We start from the raw sequence: 21,221 nt of genomic DNA on the forward strand, positions 1-21,221 counted from the left end.
GACAGGGTTAAACCTGCGGTTCGGCCGGGAACAGCAGGGCGTCGCGCAGCAGGTGATCGTTGCCGCGTCGGCGGGTAAAGCCGATGCGGTCAAAATATTCAAGGATCTGGATGGCCAGCTTGCGTCCGACGTTGAGCCGATCGCGGAAATCGGCGGCACAGGTCGATCCCCGCTCGCCGTCCAGCTCACGGATCAGGTTTGCAAAGGCCACGATACGATCGTTGCGGTAGTAGCGATCCTTTACGATCGCCGTGATCAGCCCCTGCTGAGCCGCCTGGTGCAGAACACCGCGCATAGCCTGCTCATCTGTCCCCACCTCCCGCGCCAGGTCGCGCACCCACCACGGCTCGTCGCCAAACAGCGTGGCGGCTTGCTGCCAGATCGCCTCCTGCTCGGGATTGAAACCCGCCTTATGATCCGGCAGGTGCAGCCAGCCATGATGGCTATGGATATCTCCGCTCTCCCGCATCCGCTCGATGAGCGTCAGCACCAGCGCCTCGCTCTCCATCGGCAGGGCCATGCGTCGCAGACGCTCGCGCCCTGGCCCCGGCTCGTCCCGGTGCTGCGCATGGTAGGTGGTCAGGGTATCGAGGATCTTGCGCTGCCAGCGGGCGGCCACTGCTGCACTAATCAGGCTGTCTCCGGCCTGGATCAGCTGCGGACTCTCGGTCAGTGCCGTCATCCCCTGGGCGTTCAGCTGCCTTGCCCATGCATACGACGGCAGATCTACCGCCCCGCGCGTCAGGTGCACCGCCAGCGCTCCGGCATCGTCATGCGCGTCCGCCAGCGCGGCAAGCCATGCCAGATACTCCGGCTTGCGTTTGCCCCGGCGTGGCGGATTGAGCGTGACCACCCGCGCCCCAGCCAGCGTAGCGCGGGCAGAGATATCGCGCAGCACCAGACGATCGTTATCCGCCAGCCACAGCGGCGTATCCAGCACCAGCTCGGCAAGGTTATCTTCGAGCAGCGAAACGCGGCCCGTGACGTGGCTGGCAGCATGGTGAATATGCAGCGGCTGCCACTGGGCCAGCGGCGCATGGGTATGCAGCGCGACGATCAGCCGCGTAACCGGCTCGGGCGGCGCTTCGGACAGCAGCCAGTCACCGCGGCTAATAGCCTCTTTTTCAGCGTCGCCCGCGATGTTCAGGGCAATACGCTGCCCGGCATGGGCCTGCTCTACCGGTTGGTTTTGCGCATGAAGGCCGCGGACGCGCATCGGCCTGTTTACCCCGGTGAGCCACAGGGTATCCCCTGTCTTGACGCTGCCGGAGAGCGCCGTGCCGGTCACCACCAGCCCTGCACCCTTAACGCTAAAGGCGCGATCGATAGCGAGGCGGAAACGGTGCTCGGCCGTCTGCTCGCGCTCGGGCAATGCCAGCAGGTGCGCACGCAACGCTTCAATGCCCACTCCCTGCGTCGCGGCGGTCGTAAATATTGTCGCCTGCGGGTAGCCATACTCTGCCAGCTCGCTGCGTACCTCGGCCTCTACCTCGGCTATCCGCGCCGCGTCCACGCGATCGGCTTTGGTCAGCGCCACGGTCAGCGCCGGGTTGCCGGTGAGCTGTAAAATCGCCAGATGTTCACGGGTCTGGGCCATCACGCCATCGTCACAGGCGACCACCAGCAGCGCACCGTCGATGCCGCCGACGCCCGCCAGCATATTGGCGAGAAACTTCTCATGGCCCGGTACGTCGATAAACCCCGGCACGCGCCCGTCCGGCTGCGGCCAGTAGGCGTAGCCGAGGTCAATGGTCATGCCACGCTTCTTCTCTTCCGGCAGCCGGTCGGCGTTGATGCCGGTGAGCGCCTCCAGCAGCGTGGTTTTGCCGTGGTCGACGTGCCCGGCAGTTGCAATAATCATTTCAATAACCTGTTCAAAAAGCGGGATTCATCGTCAAGGCAGCGCAGATCGAGCCACAGACGACCTTCAGAGATGCGGCCAATGACCGGCTGCGGCAGCGCGCGCCACTGCGCTGCCAGCGCCTCAAGACGGCTGCCGCGTCCATCGCGCGGGGTAAAGGTCAGCGCCGCGCTAGGCAGTCTGTCGACCGGCAGCGAACCGCTGCCAATTTGTGACTGGCAGGCTTCAACCTGAATTAAAAATTCTGTATAGCGGCTCTCCAGCGCGGGCTGAAGCCGCTCGGCCTGCTGGCGGATATCGTCCGCGCTGCGGGTCAGCAGACGCAGCGTCGGCAGTCGTTCGGCCAGCTTCTCCGGATGCAGATAGAGCCTGAGCGTTGCCTCCAGCGCAGCGAGGGTCATCTTATCCACCCGCAGAGCGCGCTTCAGGGGATGCTGTTGGAGCTTCGCAATCAGCTCGCGCTTGCCGATGATAATCCCTGCCTGTGGGCCACCGGGGAGCTTGTCGCCAGAGAAGCTCACCAGGCTGACGCCTGCGGCAATCATCTCCTGCGGCATTGGCTCCTTCGGCAGGCCGTACTGGCTGAGATCGATCAGCGAGCCGCTGCCCAGGTCGGCCACCACCGGCACGTCCAGCGGCAGGCCAATCTGTACCAGCTCCGCCTCCTCCACCGCTTTGGTGAAGCCAGTGACGGCATAGTTACTGGTATGCACCTTCATCAGCAGCGCCGTATTTTCGCCTATTGCGTCGCGGTAATCTTTGGCATGGGTGCGGTTGGTGGTGCCCACCTCGTGCAGAATGCAGCCCGCCTGGCGCATTACGTCCGGAATACGAAACGCGCCGCCGATCTCCACCAGCTCGCCGCGCGACACCACGACCTCTTTACCGTTCGCCAGCGCGGCCAGCATCAGCAGCACCGCCGCCGCGTTGTTATTGACGATGCAGGCATCCTCCGCGCCGGTCAGGCGGCAGAGCAGATCCGCCACGCCGCGATCGCGATGGCCGCGCCCGGCCTCGTCAAGGGCATACTCCAGCGTTACCGGGGTGCGCATCGCCTCGGCGACCGCGTCGATGGCGGCCTCCGCCTGTAGGGCGCGCCCAAGATTGGTATGCAGCACCGTGCCGGTCAGGTTAAATACCGGCCGCAGGGCGCGGGTTTCACGCTGCGTCAGACGGTCCAGCGTGGCCGCCGCCCAGTCCGCGCTCCACTCCGGCAGGGCCTGGGTTTCACGCACCGCAAGACGCGCCTCCTCCTGAAGCTGGCGCAGGGTATCCACGACGCGGCGGTGACCAAAGGTATCGACTAAGACAACGAAGGCGTCGGCGTGCAGCAGACGATCGGTTGCTGGGATCTGGCTGAAAAGTGAACGTTGTTCAAGGGTCATGACAAAGCCTGCAGTAGATTACCCCTCCCGCCGGAGAGGATTCGACGTGAAGGGGGATTGTACAGCGTACCGGCGCAGGCTGTCAGTATAGTGGGCTAGGACTTTGGCGGTTCGGTGCGGGCAAAGCTCTCCCGCAGGAACAGGGTCTCTACCAGCTTCACCAGATGCGGCCTGTCCACGCACCAGCCAGGGGAGACGCGGCGGAAGTTGATATAGCCGATGGCGCAGGCCACGGCGATAGTCGCCACGTTGAGGGCATCCGGCTGAATATCGCCCTCGCTGACATGCTTTTCCAGCCTATCCAGCGCCCGGCTGATTTTTTCCCGCTGGCGCAGCAGCTCGCTCTCCGACTGCTGGGCCGCCGGACGGGCCTGCTCGCGCACCGAGACCAGCGCGGCGTCCATCACCCCATCGGCGAGGGCCTCTATTTGACGCAGCTTCAGAGCGGCTTTAGGCTCCTGCGGCAGCATCGCGGGCGCGACGTCCAGCAGCTCCAGCCAGGCAGCAATAATGGGCGAGTCGTACCAGACCTCGCCCTCGTCGGTAACCAGCGCCGGCACTTTCCCCAGCGGGTTATAGTGCGCAACGCCGTTTTCGCCGTTGTAGGGGAACTCATTTACAAATTCAAAGGTGATCCCCTTCTCCAGCAGGATAACGGAGATTTTACGTACGTAGGGGCTGGTATAGCTGCCGATAAGTTTCATTAGGTGATCCCGTCTGCCCACAAAAAAGTAATTATGGATCAGCGATGAAAAAAAGGCAGGTGATGCCTGGCGCATTCCTGCCTTTTGAGATTAATGGTCAAGATAGAGGTAATGCATCCAGCTGGTCATCCGCAGCAGCACCTTGCGCATTACCGAGACGTGGTGAAAGTGATCGGAGTAGACCGCGACCTGGGCATAGATGCCGTCCGGTAGCGCATCCACCTCGGCGTTCGGTTCCAGCTCAATCGTACCCAGCACGCCGTCGGTGCCGGGTACTACCGTCAGCGACTGTAAGGCACCCTGCGCCTGGTAGGAGCCGCCCGGTACGACGGGCAGGATAGTGGTCAGCTTGCCCTTAAACACCTGTCCGGGCAGGGCGTTGAACACCACCTCAGCTTCGTCGCCAGGTTCAAGGCGCAGCAGGGAGTTCTGGCGGAACTGGGCCACGATCTGCCGCTTCTGCTGCGGAATAAAGACCATCACCGGACGCAGCGGCAGCGCAGCGGCGTAGGTTCCCGGGCGGATCAGCACCTGAGTCACGTAGCCATCGCTGGGGGCGCGGATCACCGTCTGCTCAAGGTTGTATTTCGCCTCCGACAGTTGCGCCCGCAGGCTAACGATCTGCGACTGCTCGCCGTTGACCATGCTGTCCAGCTGGCTCTGGATCTGTACCTGATCGGCAATCGAGGTTTTTACCATCGCATCCTGGGCCAGATAGTTCTGTCGCGCGTTATCGATATCGCTTTCAGAGAACGGATTCACTCGCGCCTGACTGCCGCGCAGGTAGCGCTGATAATCTTTATACAGCCGATCGCGCTCGGCCGAGACGCGGAGCGTATTCGCCTGCGCGCCAACCAGCTGTGCTTTGAGTACCTGAATACTGTGCGTCGCCGTGACCAGGTCAGCATTAAGCCTGTCGACTCTGGCCTGATACCTCACCGGATCAAGCTTAAAGAGTACGTCGCCCTTTTTAATCAGCTGGTTTGATTTGTCCGTTACCTCGCTGACGATGCCGGTGACCTGCGGCGTGATCGGGATTGAGATCACCGCCTTCTGCGCCGTGAAGGTATAGGGGTGGTTATAGTTCATTAACAGGATCAGGGCGCTGACAAGAAATATGCCCCCCAACGCCGCCGTGGAGAGGGTCCACTGGTTAACCGGAATGCGAAATATTTTAAAGATGGCCCAGGCCAGGGCGACATAGGTCAAGACGATCAGCAGATCCATACGCTATTCCCCCGCTCGCGATTGCATTCTCTTCAACTCTCTCTCAAGCGTCTCGACGCGCTGTTGCAGCTGGAGATCGCCGCTAACGTGGGATTGCATCCCCCACCCGCGTTCGGGGCGGTAAAGCGTGGCCCAGATCCAGAGAAACGGCCACAGGACATGCAGAGTAAACAGACTCACCCAGCCCGCAATGTGAATCGCATCGGCATGAGGATGGTTACGGGCTTTGGCAATACGGTAGGGAATATCGTGAATAATGATGATGCCGTAGAAGAGCACCAGGAAGACGAAAATCAGGATGCCGAGCGCAAAGTAATTCAGGAACATAGTGTTGACCTCGAATTTACGCTGAGAAGATGTTGCTGACTTACAGTATTGCCGAGTCCCGTAATAAGAAGTTGCTGCCGCTCACGTTAAGAAAAGTCCGGGTGAAAATTTCTTGTGATCTAAATCACAAACCAATAACAAAGTAACGACACATAAATGTGATTAACATCACATTAACAGCCCTTCACCGCCTTTTTTTTATCCGCTGTTCTTTTTTTACACCTATGATTTGTGATCGTCATCACGCCTAATTGGGGAGTGCCCCCTATATTGATGTGATCTAGATCACACCAAACCGCGTCATCTGGACAGTTCCTCAATTCAGTGCCAGATTCGCCACACAGAACATGGGTTCGGCTACCTCTGCCGCCTCGTTAACAAAAAAAGTTGGGCCTCCGCCCTGCGCGACAGCAAACATAAGAAGGGGTGTTTTATGTCATCCGATATCAAGATCAGAGTGCAAAGCTTTGGTCGTTTTCTCAGCAACATGGTAATGCCTAACATCGGCGCGTTTATCGCCTGGGGTATTATCACCGCGTTGTTTATTCCAACAGGGTGGTTGCCTAACGAAACGCTGGCAAAACTTGTCGGCCCAATGATTACCTATTTGCTGCCGCTGCTGATCGGTTACACCGGTGGTCGCCTGGTGGGCGGCGATCGCGGCGGCGTGGTGGGTGCTATCACCACCATGGGCGTGATCGTCGGTGCCGATATGCCGATGTTCCTCGGCGCAATGATTGCCGGTCCGCTGGGCGGCTGGGCGATCAAACGCTTTGACGCATGGGTTGATGGCAAGATCAAATCCGGCTTCGAAATGCTGGTGAACAACTTCTCCGCGGGCATCATCGGTATGATCCTCGCGCTGCTGGCGTTCCTCGGCATTGGCCCGGCGGTAGAGGTGCTCTCTAAAGTGCTGGCTGCGGGCGTTAACTTCATGGTTGTCCATGACATGCTGCCGCTGGCCTCTATCTTTGTTGAACCGGCGAAAATCCTGTTCCTCAACAACGCCATTAACCACGGTATCTTCTCGCCGCTGGGTATCCAGCAGTCTCACGATCTCGGCAAGTCTATCTTCTTCCTGATCGAAGCCAACCCGGGTCCGGGTATGGGCGTCCTGCTGGCGTACATGTTCTTCGGTCGCGGCAGCGCGAAACAGTCTGCGGGCGGTGCGGCTATCATCCACTTCCTCGGTGGTATTCACGAAATCTACTTCCCGTACGTGCTGATGAACCCGCGTCTGCTGATCGCCGTTATCCTTGGCGGTATGACCGGCGTGTTCACCCTGAGCGTGCTGAACGGTGGTCTGGTCTCCCCGGCTTCCCCTGGCTCTATCCTGGCCGTGCTGGCGATGACGCCGAAAGGTGCCTACTTCGCTAACATCGCTGCGATCTTCGCTGCGATGGCCGTCTCTTTCGTGATCTCTGCCATCCTGCTGAAAACCAGCAAGGTGAAAGAAGAGGACGATATCGAAGCGGCAACCCGCCGTATGCAGGACATGAAAGCGGAATCCAAAGGCGCAACCGCTGCCGCTGCGGGAACGCCGCTGGCGGCAGGTGCGGTCTCCAACGACCTGAGCCACGTACGTAAAATCATCGTGGCCTGCGACGCCGGGATGGGTTCAAGTGCCATGGGCGCGGGCGTGCTGCGTAAGAAAGTACAGGATGCGGGCCTGACCAACATCTCTGTGACCAACAGCGCGATCAACAGCCTGCCGGCAGACGTGGACGTGGTGATTACCCACCGCGACCTGACCGAGCGTGCGATGCGCCAGGTTCCGCAGGCGCAGCACATTTCGCTGACTAACTTCCTTGACAGCGGCCTCTATACCAACCTGACCGAGCGTCTGGTTGCGGCCCAGCGTCATACGGACAACGAAGCGAAAGTGCGCACCAGCCTGCAGGACAGCATTGACGAGAGCAACAGCCATCTGTTCAAGCTGGGCGCGGAAAACATCTTCCTCGGCCGCACCGCGAGCAACAAAGAAGAGGCGATTCGCTTTGCCGGTGAGCAGCTGGTGAAAGGCGGCTACGTGCAGCCGGAGTATATCGACGCCATGCTGGAGCGTGAAAAACTGACCCCGACCTATCTGGGTGAGTCCATCGCGGTTCCGCACGGTACGGTTGAAGCGAAAGACCGCGTACTGAAAACCGGCGTCGTGTTCTGCCAGTATCCGCAGGGCGTGCGCTTCGGCGAAGAGGAAGATGACATTGCCCGTCTGGTCATCGGTATCGCCGCACGTAATAATGAGCACATTCAGGTGATTACCAGCCTGACCAACGCCCTGGACGATGAGTCCGTTATCGAGCGCCTGGCGCATACCGATAGCGTTGAAGAAGTGCTGGCGCTGCTGAACAAGTAAGCCCTCCTCCCTCTCCCTTTGCGGAGAGGGTTTGGGTGAGGTCAGAGCCTCACCCCAGCCCTCTCGGGTAAAAACATTAATGAAGGTTAATACTATGAAAGCATTACATTTTGGCGCAGGTAATATCGGACGTGGCTTCATCGGCAAACTGCTGGCGGACGCTGGAATTACGCTGACGTTCGCCGATGTGAATCAGACGGTGCTCGACGCCCTGAATGCCCGTCATAGCTATCAGGTTCATGTGGTGGGTGAAAACGAGCAGGTGGATACCGTCTCCGGCGTCAACGCGGTGAGCAGCATCGGTGATGAGGTCGTCGATCTGATCGCCGAAGTAGACCTGGTGACCACGGCGGTCGGCCCGGTTGTGCTGGAGCGCATCGCACCCGCCATTGCCAAAGGCCTGACGAAGCGTAAAGCCCAGGGCGTAGAAACCCCGCTGAATATCATCGCCTGTGAAAACATGGTGCGCGGTACGACACAGCTGAAAGGCCACGTTCTTAATGCGCTGGCCGATGAGGACAAAGCCTGGGTTGAAGCGCACGTCGGCTTCGTAGACTCGGCCGTAGACCGCATCGTTCCGCCGTCGGCCTCTGCCGCTAACGATCCACTGGAGGTGACCGTTGAGACCTTTAGCGAGTGGATTGTTGATAAAACCCAGTTCAAAGGCGCGCTGCCGAACATCCCGGGTATGGAACCTACAGATAATTTAATGGCCTTTGTGGAGCGCAAGCTCTTCACCCTGAACACCGGCCATGCTATAACCGCGTACCTTGGCCGCCAGGCAGGCCATCAGACCATTCGCGACGCCATTCTAGATGAGAAGATCCGCGCGGTAGTGAAAGGGGCGATGGAGGAGAGCGGTGCGGTGCTGATCAAGCGTTACCAGTTTGATGAGGCGAAGCACGCTGCCTATATCGAGAAGATCCTTGGCCGCTTTGAGAACCCGTACCTGAAGGATGACGTTGAGCGCGTAGGCCGCCAGCCGCTGCGTAAGCTGAGCAGCGGCGACCGTCTGATCAAGCCGCTGCTGGGCACCCTGGAGTACGGCCTGCCGCACGAGAACCTCGTAAAAGGGATCGCCGCTGCCATGCACTACCGCAGCGAGCAGGATCCGCAGGCGCTTGAGCTGGCCGCGCTGATTGACGAAAAAGGCCCGCAGGCTGCGCTGGCGCAGATCTCCGGTCTGGAAAGCACGAGCGACGTTGTCGCAGAAGCGGTTAACGTTTATAACGCTCAGGCATGATGCCCCACCCGGCGCGGAGTGAACCTCTGCGCCCGAATATAAGATTGTCGGATATGCAGGCAATAATGGAAGAAACCCAGGCCTTTGAAAACCGTGTGCTTGAGCGTCTGAATGCTGGCAAAACCGTCCGAAGTTTCCTCATCGCCGCCGTTGAGCTACTCACCGAAGCGGTGAATATTCTGGTACTTCAGGTGTTCCGCAAAGACGACTATGCGGTGAAATACGCCGTGGAGCCGCTGCTGGAGGGCGATGGCCCGCTGGGCGATCTCTCTGTGCGCTTAAAGTTGATCTATGGCCTCGGCGTGATCAGCCGTCATGAGTATGAGGACGCTGAGCTGCTGATGGCCCTGCGTGAAGAGCTGAATCACGACGGTAACGAGTACGGGTTTACCGATGACGAGATCCTCGGCCCCTTTGGCGAGCTGCACTGCGTCTCTGCCCTGCCCCCGGTGCCACAGTTTGATACCAGCGACGCAGACCTCTATGCGATGCAGAAGCAGCGGTACCAGCAGGTGGTACGCTCTACGATGGTTCTCTCCCTGACCGGGCTGATCTCTCGCATCAGCCTGAAAAAAGCCTTTCAGAAGTAACGTTGCGCACATTAGTGTATCCTTTGCAGTAATTCCCCTGTTTTTAGAGTCATCTGTTATGAAAGAAATCGAAAAGAACGAAATTAAACGCCTGAGCGATCGCCTGGATGCCATTCGCCACCAGCAGGCTGCCCTGTCGCTGGTTGAGTCTGCCGAGAAGTATGCCGAGCTGGAAAAAGAGAAAGAGACGCTGGAAGCGGAGATTACTCGCCTGCGCGAAGTGCACGGCCAGAAGCTGAGCAAAGAGGCGCAGAAGCTGATGGATCTGCCCTACCGCCGGGCGATTACCAAAAAAGAGCAGGCCGACATGGGCAAGCTGAAGAAGAGTGTCCGTGGACTGGTGGTGGTTCACCCGATGACCGCCCTGGGCCGTGAGATGGGCCTGAAAGAGATGACCGGCTTCGCGAAGACTGAGTTCTGATTTTTTTGCCGGGTAGCGCCACGCCTGCCCGGCAATACCCTCTAATTGGCCCTACCAATCCTCAAACCAACCGCCCTGCGCTTCACACTTCCACGATTTCCACTTACAAACTCATTGCTGAAACATAACATCTGGTTAACCATTTGTTGTCATAACCCCTACACAACCCAATTGGCTGGACCACTTTTACACTGACTGTGACGCAGAGATGAGCGCAGACTCACCGCCGATCGGCCAGAAGGGTCCCAGGAGAGACGCAATGAGCCTGTGGCAACAAAACTACGATCCGGCCGGTAACATCTGGCTGTCGAGCCTGATCGCATCCCTGCCGATCCTGTTCTTCTTCTTTGCGCTGATTAAGCTCAAGCTGAAGGGCTACCTTGCTGCAACTTACACGGTTGCTATCGCCCTGCTGGTGGCGCTCTTTTTCTATAAAATGCCGGTCGATCGCGCCATGGCGTCGGTGGTGTACGGCTTCTTCTACGGCCTGTGGCCGATTGCGTGGATCATTATTGCCGCGGTGTTCGTCTACAAAATCTCGGTCAAGACCGGGCAGTTCGACATCATCCGCTCCTCCATCCTCTCCATTACGCCGGACCAGCGCCTGCAGATGCTGATCGTCGGCTTCTCCTTCGGGGCGTTTCTTGAAGGGGCGGCGGGCTTTGGCGCGCCGGTGGCGATCACCGCTGCGCTGCTGGTGGGGCTGGGCTTTAATCCGCTCTATGCCGCCGGGCTGTGCCTGATCGTCAATACCGCGCCGGTGGCCTTTGGCGCGATGGGGATCCCGATTCTGGTGGCGGGGCAGGTCACGGGGCTGGACAGCTTTGAGATCGGCCAGATGGTGGGTCGTCAACTGCCGTTTTTAACCATTATCGTGCTGTTCTGGATCATGGCGATTATGGACGGCTGGCGCGGCATCAAAGAGACCTGGCCAGCGGTGATGGTGGCGGGTGGCTCCTTTGCCATCGCCCAGTACCTTAGCTCTAACTTTATCGGCCCCGAGCTGCCGGACATCATCTCCTCGCTGGTGTCGCTGGTCTGCCTGACGCTGTTCCTGAAACGCTGGCAGCCGGTGCGCATCTTCCGCTTCGGCGATATGGGTGCCGCACAGGTCGATGAGACCCTGACGCGCACCCGCTATAGCGCGGGCCAGATTATCAAGGCGTGGTCGCCGTTCCTGTTCCTCACCGCTACGGTGACGCTGTGGAGTGTCCCGCCGTTCAAAGCGCTGTTTGCCCCGGGCGGGGCGCTGTACGACATGGTGATCAACATTTCAGTTCCGTACCTGGATAAGCTGGTGGCCCGCATGCCGCCGGTGGTCAGCGCGGCAACGCCCTATGCGGCGGTCTATAAATTTGACTGGTTCTCGGCCACCGGGACGGCGATCCTCTTCGCTGCTCTGCTCTCTATTGTCTGGCTGCGTATGAAGCCAGCGGCGGCGGTACAGACCTTTGCCAGCACGCTGAAGGAGCTGGCCCTGCCCATCTACTCCATCGGCATGGTGCTGGCGTTCGCCTTTATCTCGAACTACTCCGGTCTCTCCTCGACGCTGGCCCTGGCGCTGGCCCATACCGGCAACGCCTTCACCTTCTTCTCGCCGTTCCTCGGCTGGCTGGGGGTATTCCTGACCGGCTCCGATACTTCGTCGAACGCCCTGTTCGCCGCCCTGCAGGCGACAGCGGCGCAGCAGATTGGCGTCTCGGATGTGCTGTTGGTGGCGGCCAACACCACCGGCGGCGTGACGGGCAAGATGATCTCCCCGCAGTCTATCGCCATTGCCTGTGCGGCGGTGGGGCTGGTGGGTAAAGAGTCGGATCTGTTCCGCTTCACCGTGAAGCACAGCCTGATTTTCACCTGCATGGTGGGGGTTATCACCACCCTTCAGGCCTATGTCTTAACCTGGATGATCCCGTGATTGTCATGCCTAAACGCCTCTCCGATGAGATCGCCTCTCGCGTGCGGGCGCTGATAAAAGAGCAGCAGCTGGAGGCGGGCATGAAGCTGCCCGCCGAGCGCCAGCTGGCGGCGCAGCTTGGCGTGTCGCGCAACTCTCTGCGCGAAGCGCTGGCTACGCTGGTGAACGAAGGGGTGCTGCTAAGCCGTCGCGGCGGCGGCACCTTTGTCCGCTGGCAGCACGACGAATGGTCTGAGCAAAATATTGTCCAGCCGCTGAAAACCCTGCTGGAGCACGACCCGGATTACAGCTTCGATATTCTCGAAGCTCGCCACGCCATCGAGGCCAGCACCGCCTGGCACGCGGCGATGCGCGCCACCGATGTCGATAAAGAGAAGCTTCGTGTCTGCTACGAGGCCACCCAGAGCAGAGATCCGGATATCGCCTCGCAGGCGGACGTGCGCTTTCATCTGGCGATCGCCGAAGCCTCCCACAACGTGGTGCTGCTGCAGACCATGCGCGGCTTCTTCGATCTGTTGCAGTCTTCGGTTAAGCAGAGCCGCCAGCGCATGTATCAGGTTCCACCGGTGTTCGCCCAGCTTACCGAGCAGCACCAGGCCGTGCTCGACGCTATCCTGGCCGGCAACGCCGAGGCCGCGCGCAAAGCGATGATGGCGCATCTGGGTTTTGTCCATACCACCATTAAACAATTCGATGAAGATCAGGCCCGCCAGGCACGCATCACCCGCCTGCCCGGCGATGCCGATCCTACCAGGGAGAACACCGCATGATTATTTCTGCAGCCAGTGATTACCGCGCAGCGGCTCAGCGCATCCTGCCCCCTTTCCTGTTCCACTACATCGACGGTGGCGCGTACGCGGAATATACCCTGCGCCGCAACGTAGAGGATCTCGCCCAGGTTGCCCTGCGCCAGCGCGTGCTGAAGAATATGGCCGATCTGAGCCTGGAGACCACGCTGTTTAACGAAAAGCTCTCCATGCCGGTGGCACTCGCGCCGGTAGGACTGTGCGGTATGTACGCCCGTCGGGGCGAGGTGCAGGCCGCCGCCGCTGCCGATGCGAAGGGTATTCCCTTTACCCTCTCCACCGTCTCGGTCTGTCCGATCGAAGAGGTGGCCCCCACCCTGAAGCGTCCGATGTGGTTCCAGCTCTACGTTCTGCGCGATCGCGGCTTTATGCGCAACGCCCTGGAGCGGGCGAAAGCGGCGGGCTGCTCGACGCTGGTCTTTACCGTTGATATGCCAACGCCGGGGGCGCGCTACCGCGATGCCCACTCCGGCATGAGCGGTGCCAACGCCGCCATGCGCCGCTACTGGCAGTCGGTGACCCACCCCCGCTGGGCCTGGGACGTGGGCGTGCACGGCCGTCCGCACGATCTGGGCAATATCTCTACCTATCTCGGCAAGCCGACCGGGCTTGAGGATTACATTGGCTGGCTGGCGAACAACTTCGATCCCTCTATCTCGTGGAAGGACCTGGAGTGGATCCGCGAATTCTGGGACGGCCCGATGGTGATCAAAGGGATCCTTGATGCAGAGGATGCCCGTGATGCAGTGCGTTTTGGCGCGGACGGCATCGTGGTCTCAAACCACGGCGGCCGCCAGCTGGATGGCGTGCTCTCCTCAGCCCGGGCGCTGCCGGCGATTGCCGATGCGGTGAAGGGCGACATCACTATCCTGGCCGACAGCGGGATCCGTAACGGCCTCGACGTGGTGCGAATGATTGCCCTCGGGGCGGACAGCGTGCTGCTGGGCCGGGCCTACCTCTATGCGCTGGCGACCCACGGCCAGGCGGGGGTAGCGAACCTGCTGAACCTGATCGAGAAAGAGATGCGCGTGGCGATGACCCTGACCGGGGCGAAATCCATTAAGGAGATCACCCGCGACCTGCTGGTGCAGAACGTCGAGCACGAGTCGGTATTCGAACCGGTGAAGACCGGCGACGCGGCGTAATTTACGCGTAATTCTGCTATGCTGCCCCGCGTTATTGAGGGGGCACCATGCTGAACATCGTCTTATTTGAACCGGAAATCCCGCCGAACACCGGGAATATCATTCGTCTTTGCGCCAATACCGGCTTCCGCCTGCATATTATCGAACCGATGGGCTTTACCTGGGACGATAAGCGTCTGCGCCGTGCGGGGCTGGATTACCATGAGTTCACCGCCGTGCAGCGTCATGCTGATTACGCGGCGTTTCTGGCGGCGGAAAACCCGCAGCGTCTGTTTGCGCTTACCACCAAGGGCACGCCTGCGCACAGCGCGGTGAGCTATCAGGAGGGCGACTATCTGATGTTTGGTCCCGAGACGCGTGGCCTGCCCGCGACGATTCTGGATGCGCTGCCGCCAGAGCAGAAGATCCGCATCCCGATGATGCCGGACAGCCGCAGCATGAACCTGTCTAACGCGGTATCGGTGGTGGTGTATGAGGCATGGCGTCAGCTGGGGTATGCCGGAGCGGTATTACGGAGTTGAGGTTTCGCCGGGTGGCGCTACGCTTACCCGGCCTACATGATACGTGCGGATTATATTCCGTCGCCGTACTCGAACCCGTGGTGGGCAGCAAAATGCTGGTCCATATCCATCGCAGGCTTGTCCGACTCAGGCTTGCCGACAATGCGTGCCGGGACGCCGGCAGCGGTGGTATGGGGCGGCACAGGCTGCAGCACCACCGAACCCGCGCCAATCTTCGCCCCGCGTCCGACTTCAATATTGCCGAGGATTTTAGCCCCTGCGCCAATCATCACCCCTTCACGAATTTTCGGGTGGCGATCGCCGCTGGTTTTGCCGGTCCCGCCGAGGGTGACGGATTGCAGGATCGAGACGTCGTTTTCAATCACCGCCGTTTCACCGACGACGATGCCGGTTGCATGGTCGAGCATGATGCCGCGACCAATCCGTGCCGCCGGGTGAATATCGACCTGGAACGAGACCGAGACCTGGTTTTGCAGGAAGATAGCCAGCGCGCGGCGACCCTCTGCCCATAGCCAGTGCCCGATGCGGTAGGCCTGCAGCGCATGAAAACCTTTCAGGTAGAGCAGCGGCGTAGAGTATTTATCCACCGCCGGGTCACGGGTGCGCACGGCCTGAATATCGCAGGCGGCAGAGGCGATCATCTCTGGATCGGCGGCGTACGCCTCCTCGACCACTTCCCGAATAGCGATAGCGGGCATGATGGGCGATGCCAGCTTGTTGGCCAGCATATAGCTCAGGGCGCTGCCAAGATTTTCATGCTTGAGTAACGTTGCGTGATAGAAACTGGCCAGCATGGGCTCACAGTCCGCCAGCGCCCGGGCTTCGGCTTTAATATTATTCCAGACCAGATCCAGCTCTTCACACGGCATTGCATACTCCAGACGTAATAAAAGAGACCGGCCAATCTACGTTGGCCGTGTCCATTTAGGTGATTTGAAATTACTGACTGCTACGCTCGTCCTTGCGCGTGCGCCCTAATAGGGTCAATGCTGCCTCGCGCGCGTTTTTACCGCAATACAATACTTGAAATATCTCCTCGGTAATTGGCATTTCGACACCAAAGCGGTGTGCCAACTCGCGGACCTCTTTCGTATTGCGGTAGCCTTCCACCACCTGGCCGATCTGCGTCTGAGCCTGCTGCACGTCCATACCCTGGCCGAGCATCATGCCAAAGCGGCGGTTGCGGGATTGGTTATCGGTACAGGTCAGCACCAGATCGCCTAACCCTGCCATCCCCATGAAGGTTTCAGGCGCCGCACCCAGCGCAGCGCCGAGGCGTGACATCTCCGCCAGCCCACGGGTAATGAGCGCGGTACGGGCGTTGGCACCAAAGCCGATGCCGTCCGACATGCCTGCGCCAATGGCGATAACGTTTTTCACCGCGCCGCCGAGCTGTACGCCGATAAAGTCCGGGTTGCTGTAGACGCGGAAGCTTTTGCCGCAGTGCAGCAGCTGCTGGAGATCTTCAGCAAAGGCGCTGTCCGTCGAGGCCAGCGAGATAGCCGTTGGCAGACCCGCCGCCAGCTCTTTCGCGAAGGTTGGCCCAGAGATCACCGCCAGCGGAATGGTGTCGCCCAGCGCTTCACGCGCCACGTCCTGCAACAGGCGGCCCGTTTCGGCTTCCAGCCCTTTGGTCGCCCAGACAATACGCGCATCGTCGCGCATCAGCGGCTTGATCTGGCGCAGCACGTCGCCAAACACGTGGCTTGGCACCACCACCAGAATATTGCGGCTGGCCTGGAGTGCGGTCGCTAAATCGCTCTCAAGATGCAGCGTGTCGGGGAAAGGCACATCGGGAAGGAACGCGGCATTGCAGCGATCGTGCTGCAGGGTCGCGATATGTTTTGGATCGTGCCCCCAGAGAATAACCTGGTGGCCATTTCTTGCCAGCGTAATGGCAAGAGCGGTGCCGTAGGAGCCGGCACCGATCACAGTCATATGAGCATTAGGTGTACTCATCAGGCATCCTGATGTTCTTCAGTACCTTCACCAGACTGCTGCTGCAAATAGTTCATGAACAGCGCATCAAAGTTGACCGGCGCAAGGTTCAGCTGCGGGAAGGTACCGCGAGAAACCAGGCTAGTGATGCACTCGCGAGCGTACGGGAACAGAATGTTCGGGCAGTACGCGCCCAGGCAGTGCGCCATCTGGTTGCCTTCGATACCACCAACGGAGAAGATACCGGCCTGCTGAACTTCACACAGGAATGCGGTCTCTTCACCCAGGCTTGCGGTCACGGTCACGCGCAAGACCACTTCGTATACGTCATCAGCCAGCTGGCTGGATGCGGTATCCAGATCCAGTTTTACTTCTGGCTGCCAGTCTTTCTGGAATACATGAGGCGCATTTGGCGCTTCAAAAGAGACATCCTTGGTGTAGATACGCTGGATCTGGAAAGTCATTTCGGTGTTATTTTGTTCTGACATGAGAAAAACCCTTAGTAATATACTCAAACGCCTTAGCGCAACAGGGGATCGAGTCCACCACGCGCATCCAGCGCATACAAGTCGTCACAGCCGCCAATGTGCTGTGCATCAATAAAAATCTGCGGCACGGTCGTACGGCCACTACGTTGAATCATCTCTTCGCGCTTCACGGCATCGCCGTCAATCGGCAGCTCCGCGTAGGTTACGCCTTTGCTGTCCAGCAACCCCTTTGCACGATGGCAGAATGGGCAGGTGGCTTTGGTATAGATTTCAATGTTGGCCATAACGCTTCTCCAGATTATTTACCGCGAACCAGCGGTAGGTTTTCGCCGCTCCAGCCTGCAACGCCGTCCTTCAGCACATAAACCTGTGTGAAGCCCGCGTTGACCAGCGCGCTGGCAGGCTCCTGCGCCTGCATGCCAGAACCATCTACAACAATAATGGGTTTGCTTTTGTGTTTATCAAGCTCACCTACATTATTGGCTTTAATTTCGGCTGGCAGCAAATTCACCGCGCCGGCGATATGCCCTTTGCGGAAATCATCACGCTGACGCAGATCGACAACCACGGCCTCTTCTTTGTTAATCAGACGCGTCGCTTCACCACGGGTGATCACTTTCACTTTTGATGTAAGGCCCTTGAAGGTGGTGAACAGCACCGCCCCCAGTAACACAACCCACGCGATACAGAGGATGGGGTGACGGCTAACAAATTGCATAATTTCTTGCATGGGGGGTAACAGCTCCCGACTCAGTGAATAAAAAAACCAGGAAGGGAGTATACCTGTGCAGTGTGGCAAATACAGCCAGCGAGCAGCAAGGAATGCATTTTCTGCGCACCGTCACGGAAAAAAGCGCTAAAAGCGGCCTGAATCAGCGCTTTCCCGGCCCTTTTCTTTGATCTTCTGCGGCTATTTAATCGATTCAGTCGTAGTAAAATCAGGCAAATTTTTTGTCTTATGAGCTTGAGGGTTGTCGCAATGTCGGTTACTAAAAAACCTATGGTACTGGTGATTCTGGATGGCTACGGCTACCGCGAAGATCAGCAGGATAACGCTATTCTTAATGCCAAAACGCCGGTGATGGACGCCCTGTGGGCGCAACGCCCGCACACGCTGGTTGACGCATCCGGCCTCGAAGTGGGCCTGCCCGACCGCCAGATGGGTAACTCCGAAGTGGGTCACGTCAACCTGGGCGCGGGCCGCATTGTTTATCAGGATCTCACCCGTCTGGACGTTGAGATTAAAGAGCGCACCTTCTTCAGCAACCCGGCGCTGACGGGCGCGGTGGACAACGCCGTGGCGCAGAACAAGGCCGTGCACATTATGGGCCTGCTCTCGGCAGGGGGCGTGCACAGCCATGAGGATCATATTTTGGCGATGGTAGAGCTGGCTGCGGCACGCGGCGCAGAGAAGATCTACCTGCACGCGTTTCTCGACGGCCGTGACACGCCGCCGCGCAGCGCAGAGTCCTCTCTCAAACGCGTTGAAGAGAAGTTTGCCGAGCTGGGTAAAGGCCGCGTCGCCACGATTATTGGCCGCTACTACGCCATGGACCGCGATAACCGCTGGGATCGCGTTGAGCAGGCCTATGACCTGATGACTCAGGCGAAGGGCGAATACCAGGCCGACACCGCCGTGGCGGGTCTCCAGGCCGCCTACGCGCGCGACGAGAACGACGAATTCGTGAAGGCGACGGCGATCCGCGCCGCAGGCCAGCCTGACGCTGCCATGCAGGATGGCGACGCGCTGATTTTCATGAACTTCCGTGCCGACCGCGCCCGTGAAATCACCCGCGCCTTCGTCAACGCCGACTTTGACGGCTTTGCCCGTAAAAAAGCGGTCAAGCTGGGCGAGTTCGTGATGCTGACTCAATACGCTGCTGACATCACCGCGTCCTGCGCCTACCCGCCCGCCTCGCTGGCCAACACCTTTGGCGAGTGGATGGCGAAGAACGACAAAACCCAGCTGCGCATCTCTGAAACAGAGAAGTATGCGCACGTCACCTTCTTCTTCAACGGCGGCGTGGAAGAGCCGTTCAGCGGTGAAGATCGCATCCTGATCAACTCCCCAAAAGTGGCAACCTACGACCTGCAGCCGGAGATGAGCTCTGCAGAATTAACTGAAAAATTGGTCGCCGCCATTAAGAGCGGCAAGTACGACACCATCATCTGCAACTATCCGAACGGTGATATGGTCGGCCATACCGGCGTGTTTGAGGCTGCCGTTGCCGCCGTCGAAACGCTGGACAAATGCATCGCTGAGGTAGCCGACGCGGTAGAGTCCACAGGCGGCCAGCTGTTGATTACTGCGGATCACGGCAATGCTGAGCAGATGCGCGACCCGGCCACTGGCCAGGCCCATACTGCCCATACTAACCTGCCGGTTCCGCTGATCTACGTTGGTGGTAAATCGGTTAAAGCAGTCAGCGGCGGTAAACTTTCGGACATCGCACCAACCATGCTGAGCCTGATGGGCATGGAAATCCCGCAAGAGATGACTGGCAAGCCGCTGTTCATCGTGGAATAATCGCTCCCCATGAGGGGAAAGGCGATTTTTTCAATTACATGGGCCGGCACTGTCCGGCCATTGTTCTGTGCCAGCGCGCTCAGCGCTGGCGTTTTGCTGTGCGCTTTTCCCGCCCACGCAGACGATCGTGACCAGCTAAAATCGATTCAGGCCGATATCGCCAGCAAAGAGCGGGCGGTACGTCAGCAGCAGCAGCAGCGCGCTACGCTTCTGGCGCAGCTTAAAGAGCAAGAGGAGGCGATCTCTGCCGCCGCCCGCAAGCTGCGTGAAACCCAAAGCACCCTCAACGAACTTAACAAGCAGATTGACGCCATGAACGCGTCGATTGCCAGGCTTGAGCAGCAGAAAGCCAGCCAGGAGCGTAACCTGGCGGCCCAGCTCGATGCCGCCTTTCGCCAGGGCGAGCACTCCGGGGTGCAGTATATCTTCAATAGCGAAGAGACCGCCCGCGGCGAGCGCATGCAGGCCTATTACGGCTACCTGAACCAGGCGCGTCAGGAGACCATCGCCCAGCTAAAGCAGACCCGTGAAGAGGTCGCTGCCCAGCGGGCCGAGCTGGAAGAGAAGCAGAGCCAGCAGCAGACGCTGCTCTATGAACAGCAGGCCCAGCAGGCGAAGCTGGAGCAGGCACGCAACGAGCGTAAAAAGACCCTTACTAGCCTGGAAAGCTCTATTCAGGCGGGCCAGCAGCAGCTGAGCGAGCTACGTGCTAACGAATCGCGTCTGCGCAACAGCCTTGCCCGGGCGGAAGCCGCCGCGAAAGCGCGAGCAGAGCGCGAGGCGCGCGAGGCCGATGCGGTGCGCGATCGCCAGCAGGAGGCCTCCCGTAAAGGCACCACCTATAAGCCTACCGAGAACGAGCGCTCGCTGATGTCGCGCACCGGGGGTTTAGGCTCGCCGCGTGGTCAGGCTTACTGGCCGGTTCGCGGCTCGCTGCTGCATCGCTATGGCGAACAGCTGCAGGGTGAGCTACGGTGGAAAGGGATTGTGATTGGCGCGTCCGAAGGTAGCGAAGTAAAAGCTATTGCTGACGGGCGGGTGATCCTCGCCGACTGGCTGCAAGGCTACGGCCTGGTTGTGGTGGTTGAGCACGGGAAAGGCGATATGAGCCTTTACGGCTATAATCAGAGCGCACTGGTCAGCGTTGGAACCCAGGTTCGCGCCGGTCAGCCCATTGCCCTTGTGGGCAGCAGTGGCGGTCAGGGCCGTCCGTCACTCTATTTTGAAATTCGTCGTCAGGGTCAGGCGGTTAATCCACAACCGTGGTTGGGAAGATAAGTTTTGCTTCAGCTTCGTCGTCTGTTTTTCGCGATTATGACGCTTCTGCCGTTTATTGTTCCGGCGCACGCCGGCAAGCTCTCCATTGTCATTGATGATTTCGGCTATCGCCCGCATACGGAAAACCAGGTGCTGGCGATGCCCGCCGCGGTTTCCGTTGCCGTGCTGCCTAACGCCCCGCACGCCCATGAGATGGCCACGAAAGCGCACAATAGCGGCCATGAGGTGTTGATCCACCTGCCGATGGCCCCGCTGAGCAAGCAGCCGCTGGAAAAAGACACCCTGCGCCCGGAGATGAGCAGCGACGAGATCGAGCGCATCATTCGCGACGCCTATGGCAAAGTACCCTATGCCGTCGGCCTGAATAACCACATGGGCAGCGCCATGACCTCCAGCCTGTTTGGCATGCAGAAAGTGATGCAGGCTCTGGAGCGCTATAACCTCTACTTCCTCGACAGCATGACCATCGGCAACAGCCAGGCAATG

General features: G+C 59.4%; 21 protein-coding genes. 11 read left to right on the top strand and 10 right to left on the bottom strand.

Features of this window, described 5'->3' with window-relative positions:
* Positions 1–7 precede the first annotated feature (7 nt).
* The 5 genes from selB to RTP97_RS14255 all read right to left on the bottom strand — a co-directional run bounded on the left by selB (position 8) and on the right by RTP97_RS14255 (position 5,504).
* Positions 8–1,861: a selenocysteine-specific translation elongation factor gene (gene selB, locus RTP97_RS14235; RefSeq protein ID WP_312414748.1), complete on the bottom strand. Its 1,854-nt coding sequence runs from the start codon at positions 1,859–1,861 to the stop codon at positions 8–10.
* Entirely contained in the window at positions 1,858–3,246 is a 1,389-nt protein-coding gene (gene selA, locus RTP97_RS14240; RefSeq protein WP_312414751.1) for an L-seryl-tRNA(Sec) selenium transferase, read from the bottom strand. Before selA ends, selB begins: the two co-directional genes overlap by 4 nt.
* A gap of 95 nt (positions 3,247–3,341) precedes the next feature.
* Positions 3,342–3,950, bottom strand: coding sequence for a glutathione S-transferase (locus RTP97_RS14245; protein WP_312414753.1), 609 nt, complete (start codon positions 3,948–3,950; stop codon positions 3,342–3,344).
* Between the two features lie 90 nt (positions 3,951–4,040).
* Complete coding sequence (locus tag RTP97_RS14250; RefSeq protein ID WP_312414755.1) at positions 4,041–5,177, bottom strand: HlyD family secretion protein; 1,137 nt, start codon at positions 5,175–5,177, stop codon at positions 4,041–4,043.
* Positions 5,178–5,180: 3 nt separating this feature from the next.
* On the bottom strand, positions 5,181–5,504 hold the full coding sequence (locus RTP97_RS14255; RefSeq protein WP_312414757.1) for a DUF3302 domain-containing protein: 324 nt from the start codon (positions 5,502–5,504) through the stop codon (positions 5,181–5,183).
* Positions 5,505–5,937: 433 nt separating this feature from the next.
* Here RTP97_RS14255 and RTP97_RS14260 point away from each other — a divergent pair, with 433 nt between their 5' ends.
* The 8 genes from RTP97_RS14260 to trmL all read left to right on the top strand — a co-directional run bounded on the left by RTP97_RS14260 (position 5,938) and on the right by trmL (position 14,504).
* Positions 5,938–7,863, top strand: coding sequence for a PTS mannitol transporter subunit IICBA (locus RTP97_RS14260; RefSeq protein ID WP_312414758.1), 1,926 nt, complete (start codon positions 5,938–5,940; stop codon positions 7,861–7,863).
* Between the two features lie 94 nt (positions 7,864–7,957).
* Complete coding sequence (mtlD, locus tag RTP97_RS14265) at positions 7,958–9,106, top strand: mannitol-1-phosphate 5-dehydrogenase (protein WP_312414760.1); 1,149 nt, start codon at positions 7,958–7,960, stop codon at positions 9,104–9,106.
* On the top strand, positions 9,106–9,696 hold the full coding sequence (mtlR, locus tag RTP97_RS14270) for a mannitol operon repressor MtlR (RefSeq protein WP_409455948.1): 591 nt from the start codon (positions 9,106–9,108) through the stop codon (positions 9,694–9,696). The genes mtlD and mtlR overlap by 1 nt, the downstream gene beginning before the upstream one ends.
* A 58-nt stretch (positions 9,697–9,754) precedes the next feature.
* Positions 9,755–10,117 carry a YibL family ribosome-associated protein gene (locus tag RTP97_RS14275; RefSeq protein WP_312414764.1) on the top strand — a complete coding sequence of 121 codons (363 nt, stop codon included), beginning with the start codon at positions 9,755–9,757 and terminating at the stop codon, positions 10,115–10,117.
* Between the two features lie 259 nt (positions 10,118–10,376).
* Positions 10,377–12,032, top strand: a complete 1,656-nt coding sequence (lldP, locus tag RTP97_RS14280) for an L-lactate permease (protein ID WP_312414765.1) — start codon at positions 10,377–10,379, stop codon at positions 12,030–12,032.
* On the top strand, positions 12,029–12,802 hold the full coding sequence (gene lldR, locus RTP97_RS14285; RefSeq protein ID WP_312414768.1) for a transcriptional regulator LldR: 774 nt from the start codon (positions 12,029–12,031) through the stop codon (positions 12,800–12,802). The genes lldP and lldR overlap by 4 nt, the downstream gene beginning before the upstream one ends.
* The gene (gene lldD / locus RTP97_RS14290; RefSeq protein WP_312414771.1) at positions 12,799–13,983 is read left to right on the top strand and encodes an FMN-dependent L-lactate dehydrogenase LldD; all 1,185 of its coding nucleotides are present in this window, start codon (positions 12,799–12,801) and stop codon (positions 13,981–13,983) included. The genes lldR and lldD overlap by 4 nt, the downstream gene beginning before the upstream one ends.
* A 47-nt stretch (positions 13,984–14,030) precedes the next feature.
* Positions 14,031–14,504, top strand: coding sequence for a tRNA (uridine(34)/cytosine(34)/5-carboxymethylaminomethyluridine(34)-2'-O)-methyltransferase TrmL (gene trmL, locus RTP97_RS14295; protein WP_312414774.1), 474 nt, complete (start codon positions 14,031–14,033; stop codon positions 14,502–14,504).
* 50 nt (positions 14,505–14,554) lie between these two features.
* On the opposite strand, the gene cysE is transcribed toward trmL, so the two are convergent.
* The 5 genes from cysE to RTP97_RS14320 all read right to left on the bottom strand — a co-directional run bounded on the left by cysE (position 14,555) and on the right by RTP97_RS14320 (position 17,660).
* Complete coding sequence (gene cysE, locus RTP97_RS14300) at positions 14,555–15,373, bottom strand: serine O-acetyltransferase (protein ID WP_042393296.1); 819 nt, start codon at positions 15,371–15,373, stop codon at positions 14,555–14,557.
* 70 nt (positions 15,374–15,443) lie between these two features.
* Complete coding sequence (gpsA, locus tag RTP97_RS14305; protein WP_103820486.1) at positions 15,444–16,463, bottom strand: NAD(P)H-dependent glycerol-3-phosphate dehydrogenase; 1,020 nt, start codon at positions 16,461–16,463, stop codon at positions 15,444–15,446.
* Positions 16,463–16,930: a protein-export chaperone SecB gene (secB, locus tag RTP97_RS14310; protein ID WP_312414777.1), complete on the bottom strand. Its 468-nt coding sequence runs from the start codon at positions 16,928–16,930 to the stop codon at positions 16,463–16,465. Before secB ends, gpsA begins: the two co-directional genes overlap by 1 nt.
* A 32-nt stretch (positions 16,931–16,962) precedes the next feature.
* Entirely contained in the window at positions 16,963–17,214 is a 252-nt protein-coding gene (grxC, locus tag RTP97_RS14315) for a glutaredoxin 3 (RefSeq protein ID WP_312211729.1), read from the bottom strand.
* A 14-nt stretch (positions 17,215–17,228) separates the two neighbouring features.
* Positions 17,229–17,660 carry a rhodanese-like domain-containing protein gene (locus RTP97_RS14320; protein WP_042393305.1) on the bottom strand — a complete coding sequence of 144 codons (432 nt, stop codon included), beginning with the start codon at positions 17,658–17,660 and terminating at the stop codon, positions 17,229–17,231.
* A 249-nt stretch (positions 17,661–17,909) separates the two neighbouring features.
* Here RTP97_RS14320 and gpmM point away from each other — a divergent pair, with 249 nt between their 5' ends.
* From gpmM to RTP97_RS14335, 3 genes are all read left to right on the top strand, one after another.
* Complete coding sequence (gpmM, locus tag RTP97_RS14325) at positions 17,910–19,457, top strand: 2,3-bisphosphoglycerate-independent phosphoglycerate mutase (RefSeq protein WP_312414779.1); 1,548 nt, start codon at positions 17,910–17,912, stop codon at positions 19,455–19,457.
* A gap of 9 nt (positions 19,458–19,466) precedes the next feature.
* Positions 19,467–20,735, top strand: a complete 1,269-nt coding sequence (gene envC / locus RTP97_RS14330; protein ID WP_312414782.1) for a murein hydrolase activator EnvC — start codon at positions 19,467–19,469, stop codon at positions 20,733–20,735.
* A 36-nt stretch (positions 20,736–20,771) separates the two neighbouring features.
* Positions 20,772–21,221: divergent polysaccharide deacetylase family protein (locus RTP97_RS14335; protein WP_312414784.1), on the top strand; the 450-nt coding region annotated here is incomplete at its 3' end.

Origin of the sequence: Pseudescherichia sp., from assembly GCF_031998825.1 — a bacterium.
Classification (GTDB): Bacteria; Pseudomonadota; Gammaproteobacteria; order Enterobacterales; family Enterobacteriaceae; genus Pseudescherichia.

Coding starts and splice junctions, on each gene's coding strand:
- selB (WP_312414748.1), bottom strand. CDS start 1,861: ATGATTATTGCAACTGCCGGGCACGTCGACCACGGCAAAACCACGCTG.
- selA (WP_312414751.1), bottom strand. CDS start 3,246: ATGACCCTTGAACAACGTTCACTTTTCAGCCAGATCCCAGCAACCGAT.
- RTP97_RS14245 (WP_312414753.1), bottom strand. CDS start 3,950: ATGAAACTTATCGGCAGCTATACCAGCCCCTACGTACGTAAAATCTCC.
- RTP97_RS14250 (WP_312414755.1), bottom strand. CDS start 5,177: ATGGATCTGCTGATCGTCTTGACCTATGTCGCCCTGGCCTGGGCCATC.
- RTP97_RS14255 (WP_312414757.1), bottom strand. CDS start 5,504: ATGTTCCTGAATTACTTTGCGCTCGGCATCCTGATTTTCGTCTTCCTG.
- RTP97_RS14260 (WP_312414758.1), top strand. CDS start 5,938: ATGTCATCCGATATCAAGATCAGAGTGCAAAGCTTTGGTCGTTTTCTC.
- mtlD (WP_312414760.1), top strand. CDS start 7,958: ATGAAAGCATTACATTTTGGCGCAGGTAATATCGGACGTGGCTTCATC.
- mtlR (WP_409455948.1), top strand. CDS start 9,106: ATGCCCCACCCGGCGCGGAGTGAACCTCTGCGCCCGAATATAAGATTG.
- RTP97_RS14275 (WP_312414764.1), top strand. CDS start 9,755: ATGAAAGAAATCGAAAAGAACGAAATTAAACGCCTGAGCGATCGCCTG.
- lldP (WP_312414765.1), top strand. CDS start 10,377: ATGAGCCTGTGGCAACAAAACTACGATCCGGCCGGTAACATCTGGCTG.
- lldD (WP_312414771.1), top strand. CDS start 12,799: ATGATTATTTCTGCAGCCAGTGATTACCGCGCAGCGGCTCAGCGCATC.
- trmL (WP_312414774.1), top strand. CDS start 14,031: ATGCTGAACATCGTCTTATTTGAACCGGAAATCCCGCCGAACACCGGG.
- cysE (WP_042393296.1), bottom strand. CDS start 15,373: ATGCCGTGTGAAGAGCTGGATCTGGTCTGGAATAATATTAAAGCCGAA.
- gpsA (WP_103820486.1), bottom strand. CDS start 16,463: ATGAGTACACCTAATGCTCATATGACTGTGATCGGTGCCGGCTCCTAC.
- secB (WP_312414777.1), bottom strand. CDS start 16,930: ATGTCAGAACAAAATAACACCGAAATGACTTTCCAGATCCAGCGTATC.
- grxC (WP_312211729.1), bottom strand. CDS start 17,214: ATGGCCAACATTGAAATCTATACCAAAGCCACCTGCCCATTCTGCCAT.
- RTP97_RS14320 (WP_042393305.1), bottom strand. CDS start 17,660: ATGCAAGAAATTATGCAATTTGTTAGCCGTCACCCCATCCTCTGTATC.
- gpmM (WP_312414779.1), top strand. CDS start 17,910: ATGTCGGTTACTAAAAAACCTATGGTACTGGTGATTCTGGATGGCTAC.
- envC (WP_312414782.1), top strand. CDS start 19,467: ATGAGGGGAAAGGCGATTTTTTCAATTACATGGGCCGGCACTGTCCGG.